At 72.6% G+C, this 14,819-nt stretch carries 10 protein-coding genes and 1 tRNA gene; 3 read left to right on the forward strand and 8 right to left on the reverse strand.

Going from position 1 to position 14,819, the window contains the following annotated elements:
- Positions 1-42: 42 nt before the first annotated feature.
- Together tmk and topA are read right to left on the reverse strand one after the other, a co-directional pair.
- Positions 43-2,199 (reverse strand): dTMP kinase, encoded by a 2,157-nt coding sequence (gene tmk / locus F7P10_RS16965; protein WP_151010223.1) that lies wholly within the window; start codon positions 2,197-2,199, stop codon positions 43-45.
- Positions 2,200-2,227: 28 nt separating this feature from the next.
- Positions 2,228-4,957: a type I DNA topoisomerase gene (gene topA / locus F7P10_RS16970; protein WP_176611504.1), complete on the reverse strand. Its 2,730-nt coding sequence runs from the start codon at positions 4,955-4,957 to the stop codon at positions 2,228-2,230.
- A 251-nt stretch (positions 4,958-5,208) separates the two neighbouring features.
- Between topA and F7P10_RS16975 the strand changes: the two genes are divergently transcribed.
- Positions 5,209-5,394: a DUF5703 family protein gene (locus tag F7P10_RS16975; RefSeq protein WP_075900879.1), complete on the forward strand. Its 186-nt coding sequence runs from the start codon at positions 5,209-5,211 to the stop codon at positions 5,392-5,394.
- 152 nt (positions 5,395-5,546) lie between these two features.
- Here F7P10_RS16975 and F7P10_RS16980 read toward each other — a convergent pair whose 3' ends face one another.
- A complete protein-coding gene (locus F7P10_RS16980) occupies positions 5,547-6,917 on the reverse strand; it encodes a M20/M25/M40 family metallo-hydrolase (RefSeq protein ID WP_151010224.1) in 1,371 nt (456 codons plus the stop codon).
- A gap of 85 nt (positions 6,918-7,002) precedes the next feature.
- Between F7P10_RS16980 and F7P10_RS16985 the strand changes: the two genes are divergently transcribed.
- Positions 7,003-7,091, forward strand: a tRNA-Leu gene (locus F7P10_RS16985).
- 233 nt (positions 7,092-7,324) lie between these two features.
- On the opposite strand, the gene F7P10_RS16990 is transcribed toward F7P10_RS16985, so the two are convergent.
- From F7P10_RS16990 to F7P10_RS17010, 5 genes are all read right to left on the reverse strand, one after another.
- Positions 7,325-7,600: a hypothetical protein gene (locus F7P10_RS16990; RefSeq protein WP_151010225.1), complete on the reverse strand. Its 276-nt coding sequence runs from the start codon at positions 7,598-7,600 to the stop codon at positions 7,325-7,327.
- Positions 7,597-7,959, reverse strand: coding sequence for a hypothetical protein (locus F7P10_RS16995; RefSeq protein ID WP_151010226.1), 363 nt, complete (start codon positions 7,957-7,959; stop codon positions 7,597-7,599). The genes F7P10_RS16990 and F7P10_RS16995 overlap by 4 nt, the downstream gene beginning before the upstream one ends.
- A gap of 203 nt (positions 7,960-8,162) precedes the next feature.
- Entirely contained in the window at positions 8,163-8,885 is a 723-nt protein-coding gene (locus F7P10_RS17000) for a hypothetical protein (protein ID WP_151010227.1), read from the reverse strand.
- Between the two features lie 441 nt (positions 8,886-9,326).
- Entirely contained in the window at positions 9,327-10,760 is a 1,434-nt protein-coding gene (locus F7P10_RS17005; protein WP_151010228.1) for an MFS transporter, read from the reverse strand.
- Between the two features lie 25 nt (positions 10,761-10,785).
- Complete coding sequence (locus F7P10_RS17010; RefSeq protein WP_151010229.1) at positions 10,786-11,370, reverse strand: NADPH-dependent FMN reductase; 585 nt, start codon at positions 11,368-11,370, stop codon at positions 10,786-10,788.
- A 140-nt stretch (positions 11,371-11,510) separates the two neighbouring features.
- On the opposite strand from F7P10_RS17010, the gene F7P10_RS17015 reads away from it, so the two are divergent.
- Entirely contained in the window at positions 11,511-14,705 is a 3,195-nt protein-coding gene (locus F7P10_RS17015; RefSeq protein ID WP_151010230.1) for a BTAD domain-containing putative transcriptional regulator, read from the forward strand.
- Positions 14,706-14,819: the final 114 nt, after the last annotated feature.

Consider the following 14,819-nt stretch of genomic DNA (forward strand, 5'->3'; position numbering starts at 1 on the left):
CCAAGGCTACGGGCCCGCCGGGGGCGCCGGGGCCGCCCGCGCTCAGACGTCCCTGATCGCGGGGAACGTGTGGGTGGCGTCCTCGGTGCCGATCGGGATCGGGTCGGGCAGGATCTCGCGGATGCGGTACTGGATCTCGCGGCTCAGCTCGGCCTGCGGGCGGCTCGCGTCGAGCACGAGGTACCGGTCGGGGGCGGCCTCGGCGAGCGCCCGGAAGCCGCCCCGGACCCGCTCGTGGAAGTCCTGCCCCTCGGACTCGATGCGGTCGGCGGGCGCCGACAGCCGGGACAGGCCGGTGCGCGGCGGCACCTCCAGCAGGACGGTCAGGTCGGGCACGAGCCCGCCCGTCGCCCACTCGTTGACCTCGGCGATCTCCTCGACCGGCTGCTGACGCCCGAACCCCTGGTAGGCGAGGGACGAGTCGACGTACCGGTCGCTGACGACGATCGCGCCCCGGTCCAGGGCCGGGACGATCACGTTCGTCACGTGGTCGGCGCGGTCGGCGGCGTACAGCAGGCTCTCGGCGCGGATCGACAGGCCGGTCGTCTCGCGGTCCAGCAGCATCGCGCGCAGCCGCATGCCGATCTTGGTGGCGCCGGGCTCCTGCGTGGTGACGACCTCGTAGCCGTGGTCGCGGAGCCAGATCGCGGCGAGCCGGGCCTGGGTGGTCTTGCCGGCGCCCTCGCCGCCCTCGAACGCGATGAACACGCCGTGGTTGCGGACGGTCGCGGCGGGCTCCGGCGCGGGCTCGGCCGCCTCCTCCCCCGGCGGGACGTAGACGTCGCCGCGCAGCGCGGCCCGCAGGTCCGGGACGAGCGGGACGCCGCGCCGGTCGTCCGCGCGGCGGTACGCCAGCAGGCCCGCGAGGAGGGCGAGCACGGCGGCGACCAGCAGCGCCGCGCCCGTCCCGGCGAGGTCGTAGACCCCGCCGCCGAGGTCGATCCGGGTGTCGCCGAGCACCCCGGCCAGCGGCGGGACGGCGGCGACGGCGACGAACGCGGTGACGAGCGCGACGGAGCGCGGGTAGGCGCGGCTCGGCGGCTCGACCGCTTCGGCGGGTTCGGCGGCCTCCGGGTCCTCGGGGTCGGCGGGGGGAGCCAGGACGGACGTGCCGCAGGCCCACGCGACTCCGGCGGCGACGCCCACGAACGCGGTCGCGAACACGGCGACGGGCAGGTTGCCGACGAGGCCGGTCACGGCCAGCGCGAGGGCGCCCGCGACGACCGCGAGGCCCAGCAGCCGGCGGCGGCTGAACGGGCCGAGGACGCGCGGGCCCAGGAAGATCCCGAACCCGAGCCCGGCGGTCAGCGCGAGCAGCACGGCGCCGTACCCGGCGTCGCCGCCGCCGAGGCCCGCCGCGTGCAGCCGGGCCGCGCCGGCGACGGCTCCGGCCGCGAGGGCCGCGCCGGTGGTCGCGGCGCCGAGGCCGCGGGGCGCGCCCGTCCGTCCGCCGCGGCCGCCGCGGGCGATCAGCGCGAGCGGGGACGGGACGATCACCGGTTCGCCGCGCGGGACCGCCTTGACCAGCGCGACGGCGGCGGCCGCCAGCAGGAACACGGCGGCGTTCGCGTACAGCACGAGGTCGGTGCGCTCGCCGGGGCCGTCGAAGATCCCGGCGCCGATCAGCGCGAGGACCGTGAACAGCGCGGCGGCGGCCGGGGCGGCGGCCGACACGGCGCGCAGCGCCGACCGGCGCGCGGCGGCGCGCAGCCCGGCCGTCCCGCCGCCGGGCCCGTCGTCCGGCAGCCCGCCGGGGACGAGCGCGGGCGGCGACGCGAGCGCGGCGGGCGTCCACAGGAGGCTCAGCAGGCCGACGAGGAACGCGGCGGCGAGCGTCCAGGGGAGCATGTCGAGCAGCGGCACCGTCAGCACGATCACGAACCGCAGGGCGTCCAGGGCGAGCAGCGCGACGCGGCGGTCCACGCGCGCGGCGAGCAGGCCCGCGAGCGGCGCGAGGAGCACCGCCGGGAGCAGCAGCAGCCCCAGGACGCCGCCGACGGCCTGCGCGCGCGCGGCGACGTCCTCGCCCTGCGTCAGCACGACCGCCGACGCCGTCAGGGCGGGGACGGCGAGCCATTGCCCGGTGGCGGACAGCGACAGCGCGAGCCGGAGCCGCCGGTACGGCCCGATCTCCGAGAGCGACGAAACGCCCGGCTGCGGCGCGGCGGGGTACGGCCGGGTGGCGTCCGTTCTGGTCATGTCCGTCAGAGTATCGGCGTCGTTGTCGCTATGACCCCGACTTCGCCGAGGACTTCGCGGACGACTTTCCGGACGGCTTCGCCGGCGTCCGCTTCCGCGGCGCCGCCTTCTTCTTCCCGCCCCCTGCGGCGACCTTCTCACGGCGCTCCGCGAGCAGCTCGGCGGCGCGCTGGATGGTGATCGACTCGACCTCGTCGCCCTTGCGCAGGCTCGCGTTCGTCTCGCCGTCCGTCACGTACGGGCCGAACCGGCCCTCCTTGACGACCACCGGCTTCTCGCTCGCCGGATCGTTGCCCAGCTCGCGCAGCGGCGGCGCCGCGGCGGCCCGGCGGCCCCGCTGCTTCGGCTGCGCGAACAGCTCCTTCGCCTGCTCGATCGTGACGGTGAAGAGCTCGTCCTCCGACCCGAGCGAACGGCTGTCGGTGCCCTTCTTGATGTACGGGCCGAACCGTCCGTTCTGGGCCGTGACCGGCTCCCCGTCCAGCTCCCCGACCGTCCTCGGCAGCGACAGCAGCTTCAGCGCGTCGTCCAGCGTGACGGTGTCGAGCGACATCGACTTGAACAGCGAACCCGTCCGCGGCTTGGCCGCGTCCGCCTTCTTGGTGCGCTTCTTCTTCTCGCCCTCCGCGGGCGCGGGCGGCTCCGGCAGGATCTCGGTGACGTACGGACCGAAACGTCCGCTCTTGGCCACGATCGTGTGCCCGGTCTCCGGGTCGACGCCCAGCTCCCGGTCGCCGCTCGGCTGCGCGAACAGCTCCTCGGCCTTCTCGCCCGTCAGCTCGTCCGGCGCGATGTCCTCGGGGATGTTGACGCGGCTGCCGTCCCTGTCCAGATACGGCCCGTAACGCCCGACCCGCACCATGATGTCGGTGCCCTTGACGGGGAACGAGCTGATCCCCTTGGCGTCGATGTCGCCGCTCTCGCCGAGCAGCTGCTTCAGGCCCTCCGCGCCGTCGTCGCCGTAGTAGAACCGGTTCAGCCACGGCACCCGCTCGGCGTTCCCCCGCGCGATCTCGTCGAGACCGTCCTCCATGTGCGCGGTGAAGTCGTAGTCGACCAGGTTGCCGAAGTGCTGCTCCAGCAGGTTCACCACCGCGAACGCCAGAAACGACGGGACGAGCGCCGTGCCCTTCTTGAACACGTACCCGCGGTCGAGGATCGTCCCGATGATCGACGCGTACGTCGACGGGCGGCCGATCTCCCGCTCCTCCAGCTCCTTGACCAGGCTCGCCTCGGTGTAGCGCGCCGGCGGGCGGGTCGAGTGCCCCTCGGCCTGGACGTCCGAGGCGGTCAGGCCGTCGCCCTCCGCCAGGTTCGGCAGCCGCCGCTCCTGGTCGTCCCGGTCCGTCGACGGGTCGTCGGCGCTCTCCACGTACGCCTTCAGGAACCCGTGGAACGTGATCGTCTTGCCGGTCGCGCCGAACTCGGCCGTCTCGCCCCCCGTCGACTCCCCGGTCACCCGGATCGACACCGACTGCCCGGACGCGTCCTTCATCTGGCTCGCGATCGTCCGCTTCCAGATCAGCTCGTACAGCCGGAACTGGTCGCCCGAGAGGCCCGTCTCCCCGGGCGTCCGGAACGTGTCGCCGGCCGGACGGATCGCCTCGTGCGCCTCCTGCGCGTTCTTCACCTTCGACGCGTAGACGCGCGGCTTGTCCGGCACGTACTCGCCGCCGAACAGCGACGCCGCCTGCCGCCGCGCCGCCGTGATCGCCGTCTCCGACAGCGTGATCGAGTCGGTTCGCATGTAGGTGATGAAGCCGTTCTCGTACAGCTTCTGCGCCACCGACATCGCGTACTTCGCCGAGAAGCCCAGCTTCCGGCTGGCCTCCTGCTGCATCGTCGTCGTGCGGAACGGCGGGTACGGCTTGCGCGTGTACGGCTTGCGCTCGACCGACTTGACCTCGTACGGACGTCCGCGAAGCCGTTCGGCCAGCGCGCGCGCGGCGTCCTCGTCGAGGTGCAGCGCGTCCCGGGTCTTGAGCGTGCCGTCCGAGGCGAAGTCGCGTCCCTGCGCGACCCGCTTCCCGTCGACCGACACCAGCCCGGCCTTGAACTTCGTCGGCTCCTCGGCCTTGCCCGTGTCGAACTGCGCGGCGATGTCCCAGTAGTGCGCGGGGACGAACGCGATGCGGTCCCGCTCGCGCTCCACCACCAGCCGCGTCGCCACCGACTGCACCCGGCCCGCCGACAGCTTCGGCATGACCTTCTTCCACAGCACGGGACTGACCTCGTACCCGTACAGCCGGTCGAGGATCCGGCGCGTCTCCTGCGCGTCCACGAGCTGCTTGTTCAGCTCCCGCGGATTCGCGGCCGCCTGCCGGATCGCCTCCTTGGTGATCTCGTTGAAGACCATCCGGTGCACCGGCACCTTCGGCTGCAGGACCTCCTCGAGGTGCCAGGCGATCGCCTCGCCCTCGCGGTCCTCGTCCGTCGCGAGAAGGAGCTCGTCGGCCTCGGCCAGCAGCTTCTTGAGCTTCTGCACCTGCTGCTTCTTGTCGGAGTTCACCACGTACAGCGGCTCGAACTCCTGCTCGACGTTCACGCCGAGCTTCGCCCACGGCTCGCCCTTGTACTTGGCCGGCACCTCCGAGGCGCTCCCGGGCAGGTCCCGGATATGGCCGATACTGGACTCCACGATGTAGCCGCGGCCGAGGTAGCCCGCGATCGTCTTCGCCTTCGCGGGCGACTCGACGATCACCAGGCGGGTCCCGGCCCCGTTCTGGCCACTCTTCGCAGTGCCGTTCTTGGCTGGCACAGTCGCTCCAACCTCGCTGTCCTGGTCTGGCTCAGGTTCTTCCTACACAGGCTTCCTACAACGTCACATGACGGCGCGTTCATGCCCGCGGGTTCCCGCCGCCGATCCGGCGGCCCTCCACCGGCCGCCATCGGACGGCGCAATTCCCACGCCCGCGCCCCCGACAGGATGACATGCCGTCACCGCCCTCGCGGACCGGGTCGCCACCGTACGACGGCGATCCGCCGTCCGGACAGGTAATAATGGTGGCAATGGCGGAGTACACCTACCTCGTCCTCTCACTGCCGCGCGGCACCACCCGCGACACCGCCCGGCAGATCCTCACCGAGCACGCGGAACGCGGCGGCTGGGAAATCGATCGTCTCCGCCTGTACCCGGACGGGCGGCGCCGTATTCAACTGCGCCGCAAGGTCATCCGGCAGGTCCGCACGTTCTGACGTGCCGGGGATTCCCCCACCCGCGAGAAGGGCTTCACCCGCCCCGGTCCGCGCCTCCGGGGCGGGCAAGCGTGTGCGGCCCCCAGGGCCGCGCCTACACATGGTGACCGTACCACCACACTTCGCATGCCCGGCGGTAAAGACTCGGGAAATCAGGCCCGATCAAGGAACGTGTCGAGCACGCGAACCCCGAACTTCAACCCGTCCACCGGCACCCGCTCGTCGATTCCGTGGAACATGCCCGAGAAATCCAGCTCCGGCGGCAGCCGCAGCGGCGCGAAGCCGAAGCACCGCATCCCCAGGCGCGCGAACGCCTTCGCGTCCGTCCCGCCGCTCAGGCAGTACGGCACCGGCAGCGCGCCCGGGTCCTGCGACAGCAGCGACGCCTCCATCGCCGCGACGAGCGCCCCCTCGTACTCCGTCTCCAGCGCGTGGTCGTGATGGACGAACGAGCGCTCCACCCCGGGCCCCAGCAACTCGTCGACCGTCGCGAAGAACTCGTCCTCGTGCCCCGGCAGGAACCGTCCGTCCACCTGCGCCGTCGCGCCCTGCGGGATCACGTTCGTCTTGTACCCCGCGTCCAGCCGCGTCGGGTTCAGCGTGTTCTTCAGCGTCGCGCCGATCATCCGCGCGAGCGGCCCGATCCGCTCGAGGCAGTCCTCCGGCCGCGCGGGATCGAACTCCACCCCGTACGCCATGCACGCCCGCTCGAGGAACGCCCGCACCGTCTTCGTCAGCCGCACCGGGAACTCGTGCGACCCCAGCCGCCCGACCGCCGCGGCCAGCGCGGTCACCGCATTGTCCGGATGCACCATCGACCCGTGCCCCGCCGTCCCCGTCGCGGTCAGGTCCATCCACGCGATGCCCTTCTCCGCGGTCTCGATCAGGTACATCCGCCGGTCCCCCGGAACCGTCAGGCTGAACCCGCCGACCTCCCCGATCGCCTCCGTGCACCCCTCGAACAACTCCGGGTGCTCCTGCACGAGCCACTGAGCGCCCCACTTGCCCCCGGCTTCCTCGTCCGCGAGGAACGCGAGCACCACGTCACGCGGAGGCCTGCGCCCCTCGCGCAGCCGCTGCCGCACGACCGCGAGCATCATCGCGTCCATGTCCTTCATGTCGACGGCCCCGCGCCCCCACACGCACCCGTCCGCGATCTCCCCGCCGAACGGGTCGCGCGTCCAGTCCTCCGCGCGGGCCGGCACCACGTCGAGGTGGCCATGCAGCAGCAGCGCGTCCCGCGACGGATCCTCCCCCTCGATCCGCGCCACGAGACTCGCACGTCCGGGATGACTCTCGAAGATCCGCGACTCCAGCCCCACCTCCGCGAGCTTCTCCGCCACGTACTCCGCCGCGACCCGCTCCCCCGGTCCCGAGTGATCGCCCGCATTGCTGGTGTCGATCCGGATCAGCTCCTGGCAGAGCCGAACGACCTCGTCCTCCGCAGTCGCGTGGCCTGCGGTCCCGTTCCCTGCAGTCGCCTGCACGTCCGTCACCCCCGGTGTCCCTTCGCGTCCGTCCATGGTGCCCGCTCGATCGCCGGTCCCGCGACTCCCGAACCTTTGGTATCGTGAACCCCGCCGCAGCCGCGCTGCGGCCTGCGACCGGGTCCGGGTGGCGGAATAGGCAGACGCGCTAGCTTGAGGTGCTAGTGCCCTTCACGGGGCATGGGGGTTCAAGTCCCCCCTCGGACACCAACCATTAGCACATGTGGAGGCCGGGTCCACCCGAGCCTCCACTGGCCTTTTCAGCGGGTCGTTAGGTCATCTTGAGCCCGAGCTTGGTGTGGGTCTTCGCCTTCTCCTCCGGTCGCACATGGACGACCGTGTAGGCGAGATCACGGAATCGAGGCCACCCGCCGCCTGGCGGACCCCCACTCGGCGGATGGCTTCCCCGAGCATCAGTGAGGGCGGGAAGCCACTCCTACCGGTCAGCCGTCGGCGGCACGGAGCCGGTCCGCCAGATCGGGAGAGGCCGGGGTCACCCGGGGGAGCTGCGGTTCGGCGCACCAGTCCGCCTTGTACTTGCGGAGCAGGGCCTCGCCGTCACGGTCCCAGCGGAACTCGGGCTTGTTCAGCAGCCTCTGGAACAGCCGGTCGGCGCCTTCGGGGCGGGCCGCGGCCAAGCGGCGGATGGGAATCGGACTGACGCCCTCGCCTCGCAGGTAGCCGGAGACGACCTCCCGGTAGCGCCGCTTGCGGATCAACTCGGGATTCGCGAACGCTTGTTCGGCGAGGGCGTATCGGGTCCGTACGGCTCGGTGATCTCGAAAAGGCCCTGGACGGGATCACGCCAGCCCAGCAGCAGCGCCTTGTCCTCTTCGGGGAGCTCACGGCGGCTCGCGACGAACCGTGCCACGACCAGGTCGCCGCCCCTCGAGCCGGTAGTCGAGCCGGTAGTCGAACAGGAAGCTCTCGATGACGGCGGCGAACCTGCCCTCGTCGTCCACGATCCCGCCGGGAAGGCGTCCTCGACCAGGCCACCGAGCGTGGAGTCGAAACGCTCCGACATGGCGAAGCTCACCGGCTCGCCCTTGAGGTCCCCGGCCCGCCGCATCCGGTACACCCGTGATCATCCCTTTCCGCACAGCCTGGGTCCGGAAGCAGGCTACTGGCCGGCGAGCGCCGAAGGGGCTTCCGTTCCCGTCCGGGCACCGCCGACTTCGACGGTCCGGGGGCCGGCGGCAGGTTCCGGGGCACCGAAGCGCTGACGCTTCTCACCGACCGGCACTGCGGCAAGGCCGAACGGGCGGCCGACGTGCTCCTGACTCAGGCGAACCACGGGTCCTCCGTGAAGACCTGAGCGAGTCGCTCACGGACCTTGTCTCGGATCTCTGCTCTGGCGAGACGCACGATCGGCTCCCAACAATGTTGTCTGACCGCTGGATGATGCGACGCGTCCGGACACATCAACACCGCGATGACTCGAATGGGCCAAAGGAGCCGCTGCGTATCGCCGCTGGCCAGCCACGCCGCCAGGCTCCCACCACCCGATGCCGAAACAATGCCGGCAAGCACATATCGCCAGGTCCAATGAACCGCGGATCCGATCGCCCCTGCCCGATGCAATGCAGATGGCAGAGACTCCCCGATTCGCTGATAGAGGACTTTTTCCACCAGGAAAAACATTCGTCCACAGACATCTTCGTACCGCTCGAGTGCACAGGCCATCTGTGCGAGCAGTTCACACCAAAAATGCGCCACTCCTGCCCATTCTTGGAATTCCTTCATTCCCTGCGGGCCGAGCTGTTCGGCGACCTTGCGCAGAACCTGTCCGCTCGCGGAAGCGTCCGGCTCGTCCTCGAACGCGGTCGCCTGCGTCGTCCTGGCGCACTCGAGCAACTCGCGATCACGATGCAACCAGTGAATGACGTCCGCCCGGGCACAACCGATCGCGGCGTGACCTCTGGCCGGTCTCGCGGACTTCGCCTCCCAGTCGTCCTCTCGATGCTTCACATGCGCCAGCACCTCGTCAAGTGACCCATCAGCCACCTTGAACGCTCCCTGGCAGCCGTGTCTCGCCCCGCCACACGCGCATACACAACCAGGAAGCTTGGCGTCCGCACAGCTCCAGTTGTGGGCCATGCGCCCCTCCAGGAACTCGACCGCAAAAGCGCATCATCCAAGTCGGGGGGTATGCACGTAAGTCCCGGATGGGGAACACATATCTGCCCGCCCGCCTTGTGGCTCGACCAGGGTTGCCGAGTGTTCTGGTCCGTGTCACAAGTGATCAATGACCGCTGGACCGGGAGGGCGGAGCCGGTTATGCCAGATGACAGCGTTGAGGGCACACATGCGCCAGCACGGGTACGTCTATGGTTCCTTTGCGGCAGCGGTTCCTCTTCTCTGTTCCGCGTGAATCGCGATGGCCCCGGACACCAGCGCTGCGTGATGTCCGGGTTGAAGTGGGGTTCAACCCGGACATCGCGGTGGTCAGTGGAGGGCGGGTTCCTCGGTGTGGGGGGTTGCGGGGGCGGGGGGCCGGGTGGCGCGGCGGGGGAGGGTCAGGGCGGCGAGGATGCCCGCCAGGGTCAGGGCGGCCGCTACGTAGACCGCGTTGCGCAGGCCGTCGGACGTGGCGGTGCGCAGGGTCTCGCCGGTCAGGTCGGTGAGGCCGGAGGTGGAGACGCCGACCAGGACGGCCAGGCCCACGCTGGTCCCGACCTGGAGGGCGGTGTTGGCCATGCCTCCGGCGGCGCCCTGGTCCTCGTCGGCGACGCCGGTGCCGGTGGTGCCGAACATGGTCGGGTAGATCATCCCCATGCCGAACCCGTAGACCACCAGGCCCGCGAGGATCGTCCAGTACGAGCCGTCCGCGCGCATGCCGGCGGCCATCAGCGCGCCGCCGCCGGAGCCGAGCAGGAGCGCGACGATCAGGGTCGTGCGGGCGCCGACGCGGATGATCAGGCGTTCGGCGATCCAGTTGGCGGTCCCGATGACCACCGAGAGGCTCAGGAACGCCAGGCCGCCCTGGAGCGCCGAGTAGCCGAGCACGTCCTGGAAGTAGAGGGTGAGGAAGTAGACGAGGTTCTGCATGGTGACGCCGAAGGTGAGGATCACCAGCAGGCCGGCGCGGAGGTTGGGGTTGCGGAACAGCCGCAGCGGCATCAGGGGGTTCGCGGTGCGCGCCTCGATGAAGACGAACGCGGTCAGCAGCGTCACCGCGAGGACGGCGGAGGCGGCGACGGAGGGCGCGGTCCAACCGGCCTCGGGGCCCTGGGCGATGGCGAAGACCAACAGGGTCATGCCTGCCGTGCCGGTGAGGGCGCCCGGGATGTCGAAGCCGCGGGCGCGTTCGCGGGGGCCGTCCCGGTGGAGCAGGACGAACGCGCCCGCGGTGCCCGCGACGACCAGCGGCACGTTCACCAGGAACACCGCCTCCCAGCCGAACGCGTGGGTCAGGATCCCGCCGAGCAGCGCGCCCAGGCTCAGACCGCCCGCGCCAGCCATGGCCCAGACGGCCAGGGCCCGGACGCGCGCGGGGCCTTCGGTGAATCCGGTGGTGACCAGGGAGAGCGTGGCGGGGAACAGGACGGCCCCGCCGATTCCCTGGAGGGCCCGCGCGGCGATCAGTGTCGCGGGCGTGGTGGCCAGGCCGCCCAGCAGGGACGCGCCGCCGAACAGCAGCATCCCGAGGACGAACATGCGGCGGCGGCCCAGCAGGTCGGCCGAGCGGCCGCCCAGCAGGAGGAAGCCGCCGAAGAAGATGGCGTAGGCGCTGATCACCCATTGGGTGGCGTGACCCGAAAGTCCCACGTCGCTTGCGATGTCGGGGAGCGCCACGTACACGATGGTGAAGTCGAGCGAAGTGATCAGGCTGGAGAAGGCCAGCAGGCCGAGGGCCCAGCGGGACCGGGTGGAATTCAATTTGGTCTCCTCAGAAGGGCGCGGCTCACGCCGCGTAGGGGCGTTCGGCGCGGGCGTCCCGCAGGGTGCGGGCCCACCAGGTCAGCTGGTCGAGCAGGCTCTCCGCCGCCGCGCCGCAGCCCGCCGCGTCGATCGGGTGGCCGTCGTCGTCGAACCTGTCCCAGCAGGAGTGGAAGCTGACCGTGTTGCGGACGGTGACGACGTGGAGTTCGGCGAAGACCTGCCGGAGCTGCTCGACGGCGCGGAGGCCGCCGGAGACGCCGCCGTAGGAGACGAAGCCGACCGGTTTGGCCTCCCATTCGTCGACGTACCAGTCGATGGCCGTCTTCAGCGAGGCGGGGAAGCTGCGGTTGTACTCGGGGGTCACGATCACGAACGCGTCGGCCCGGGCGAGCCGTTCACCCAGTTCCCGTACCGGTTCGGGCGGGTACGCGTGGTCGGCGGCGAGCACGTCCGGCAGGGTGGTCTCGGCGAGGTCGACGACGTCGAGGGCGAGGGCGGGGCGCCGTCCGGCCTCCTTGGTGAACCATGCGGCCACCGTGGGGCCGAACCGTCCCTCGCGGGTGCTGCCGACGATGATGGCGACGTTCAGGGGCCCGGTCACGGTCATCGCGCTCTCCTTTCGACGTTTCTCAGTGGCAAGAGCATGTCGAGAGGCACTTATCCGGCACTTACCGTGCGCTTACCGCCGCGGCGGGCGGGCGTAAGCGGGCCCGGATTCGGGAGAGATCGCCGGATACTGTGAGGACCATGCGATTCGGGGTGCTCGGGCCGCTGGGGGTGTGGACGGCGGACGGCGCACCGGTCGCGGTGCGCGGGGCGAAGGTCCGCGCCCTGCTGGCCGTCCTGCTCGGGCACGAGGGGCGGCCGGTACCAGTGGACCGGCTGATCGACGATCTGTGGGGCGGCTCGCCGCCGCGGAATCCGACCGGGGCGCTGCAGGTCAAGGTCTCGCAGCTGCGCCGGGCGCTGGACGAGGCCGAGCCGGGCGCCCGGGACCTGGTGTCCTTCGAGGACGCCCTCGGGTACCGGCTCCGGGTGGACGCCGGGGACGTGGACGCGACGCGGTTCACCGGCCTGCTGGCGCGGGCCCGCGAGGCCCCGGCGCCCGGGTCGCGGGCGGGCCTGCTGACCGAGGCGCTGGACCTGTGGCGCGGGCCGGCCTTCGCCGACTTCGCCGACGAGGCGTTCGCGCGGCCGTTGACGGCGCTGCTGGAGGAGCGGCGGCTCACCGCGATCGAGGAGCGGGCGGAGGCGCGGCTGGAGATCGGCGAGCATGGTGCCCTGGCGGCCGAGCTGGGCGACCTGGTGGACCGCCATCCGCTGCGCGAGCGGCTGCGTGCCGCGTACATGCGCGCCCTGTACGGCACCGGACGGCAGAGCGAGGCGCTGGACGCCTACGCCGACCTCCGGGACCGCCTGCGCGAGGAGCTGGGTCTGGACCCCGGCCCGGAGATCGCCGGGCTCCACCGGCGGATCCTCGGGCAGGACTCCGCCCTGGCCGCCGCGCCGCCGCCGCGGACGAACCTTCCCGCGCAGCTCAGCGAGCTGGTCGGGCGCGACGAGGCGGTGGCCCAGGTCCAGGCGGTGCTGAAGGCCGGCCGCCTGGTCACCCTCACCGGCCCCGGCGGTGTCGGGAAGACGAGACTGGCCCTGGAGGCCGCCGCGCGGGCGGCCGCGGACCATCCGGACGGCGTGTGGCTCGTCGAGCTGGCCGGCCTGGCCCGGACGGACGGGACGCCGGCGGTCGACCGGCTCGCGGAGGCCGCCATCGCCGTGCTCGGCATCCGCGACGACACCGCGCCGGGCATGCCGCGTTCCGGCGTGCCCGCCGATCCGGCCGAACGGCTCGCCGGTGCGCTGCGGACCCGCCGGGCGCTGCTCGTCCTGGACAACTGCGAGCATGTGATCGACGACGTCGCCGCGCTGAGCGGGCGGCTGCTGCGGGCGGCGCCGGAGGTGCGGATCCTGGCCACCAGCCAGGAGCCGCTGGGGCTCGCCGGGGAATCGGCCTGGCCCGTCCCGCCGCTGCGGTCGCCCCGTTCCCCGGCCGACGGCGGGCCCGCGGCCCTCCGGACTTTCAGCGCCGTCCGGCTGTTCGAGGCGCGCGCGGCGGCCGCCGTTCCGGGGTTCGCGATCGACGCCGCCAACGCGCGGGCGGTCGCGGCGATCTGCCGCCGGCTGGACGGCGTCCCGCTGGCGCTGGAGCTGGCGGCCACCCGCCTGCGCGCACTCGACGTCCACGACCTGGCGGAACGGCTCGACGACCGGTTCCGGCTGCTCTCCTCGGGGCACCGCGGGGCCCCGGCGCGGCAGCGGACGCTGCGCGCGATGATCGACTGGAGCTGGGAACTGCTGTCCGAGCCCGAACGTGTCGTCCTGCGGCGGCTCGCGGTGCACGCGGAGGGCTGCGCGCTGGACGCCGCCGAGGAGGTCTGCGCGGGCGGCGGTGTGGCGCCCGCGGACGTCCTCGACCTGCTGGCCCGCCTCGTCGACCGGTCGATGGTGGTCAGGGACGCGGGCGGGACCCGCTACCGGCTGCTGGAGTCGGTCGCGGCCTACGCGCTGGAGCGCCTGGAGGAGGCGGGCGATGCCGAGCGGGTCCGCCTCCGGCACGCGGCTTTCTACACCGCGCTGGCCGAACGTGCGGAGCCGCTGCTGCACGGCCGTGATCAGCAGCGGTGGCTCCAGCGCCTGGACGCCGAGCACGGGAACCTGCGCGGGGCGCTGGAGGGGGCGGTGCGCCGGGGCGACGGCGGGAGCGCGCTGCGCCTGGTCAACGCGCTGGCCTGGTACTGGTACTTGCGCGGCAGGATCGGCGAGGCGAGGCGCGCATTCGCGATGGCGCTGGACGTCCGGTCCGGGGCCCCCGAGGCGGCGCGGGCACGCGCCGAGGCGTGGCGGACCGGCCTGGGGCTGCTGGGCGAGCATGCGGCGGACGTCCGGACGCCCGGGGAGACCATTGCCGACCCGGGCGAGCGCGCCAGGGCGGAGTGGTTCCTCAGCGACGTGCTGCTCGGTGCCGGCGATCTAAACCTCGGCCGGGACCTGGTGGAACGGGCGCTGCCGGTGTTCCGGCGGCTCGGCGACCGCTGGGGCACCGCCGCGGCGCTGGCCACCGAGGCGAACCACGCGCTCGTCCGCGGCGACCTCGGCACCCTGGAACGGTCCGGAGCGGAGAGCCGGGCGATCTTCGAGGAGCTGGGAGACCGCTGGGGGCAGGTCCGGGCCATCGATCTGCTGGCCCGGCTCGCGGAGATCAAGGGCGACCACCGCGGGGCCGCCGACCTGTGCCGCGACGGGCTCGGGCCGGCCGAGGAGCTCGGGCTGTGGCTGCAGGTCTCGCTGCTGCAGTCCGGGCTCGGCCGGCTCGCCCTGCTGGCGGGCGACCACGCCGAGGCGGACCGGCGCCACGAGCGGGGCCGGGCCCTCGCCGCCGAGCACGGCTACCGGCCCGGTGAGGCCTTCGCCCTCACCGGCCTGGCCCTCACCGCCCGCCGCGCGGGCCGCCTCGACGACGCCGCGACCGGCATGCGCGACGTGCTCGCCTACGAACGCGAGGTGCGGTACGCGCCGGGCATTGCGCTCGGGCTGGCCGAGCTCGGCTTCACCGCCGAGCAGCGCGGGGACGCCGCCGCGGCGGAGGCCCTCCATCGGGAGGGCCTCGCCGTCGCCCGGGACACCGGCGACCCCCGGGCGATCGCGCTCGCCCTCGAGGGCCTGGCCGGCGTGGCGTCCCTGACGGGAGCCCCCGCGGACGCCGCACGGCTCCTGGGCGACGCCGCCGCCCTGCGCGAGTCGGCGGGCGCGCCGCTGCCCCCGGAGGAACGCGGAGACGTGGACCGCATCTCGGCCGCGGCGCGGTCCGCGCTCGGCGACGACGCCTTCGCCCTCCACCACGGCGCCCTCCACCACGGCGCCCTCCACCACGGCCGGAACGCCTGAGGGCTCCCCTCACGGACGGGCGGCACGCCCCGTGATCCCCTTTTGCCCCATGCCGTCCCTGGTGAATGGGTACGGGCTTATCGGGTAGAGGGTTCGCCGTCCCCCCGGGGCTGA

It is taken from the genome of Actinomadura sp. WMMB 499, assembly GCF_008824145.1.
In the GTDB taxonomy this organism is placed as follows: domain Bacteria; phylum Actinomycetota; class Actinomycetes; order Streptosporangiales; family Streptosporangiaceae; genus Spirillospora.

Coding starts and splice junctions, on each gene's coding strand:
- tmk (WP_151010223.1), bottom strand. CDS start 2,199: ATGACCAGAACGGACGCCACCCGGCCGTACCCCGCCGCGCCGCAGCCG.
- F7P10_RS17015 (WP_151010230.1), top strand. CDS start 11,511: ATGCGATTCGGGGTGCTCGGGCCGCTGGGGGTGTGGACGGCGGACGGC.
- F7P10_RS17010 (WP_151010229.1), bottom strand. CDS start 11,370: ATGACCGTGACCGGGCCCCTGAACGTCGCCATCATCGTCGGCAGCACC.
- F7P10_RS16975 (WP_075900879.1), top strand. CDS start 5,209: ATGGCGGAGTACACCTACCTCGTCCTCTCACTGCCGCGCGGCACCACC.
- F7P10_RS16980 (WP_151010224.1), bottom strand. CDS start 6,917: ATGGACGGACGCGAAGGGACACCGGGGGTGACGGACGTGCAGGCGACT.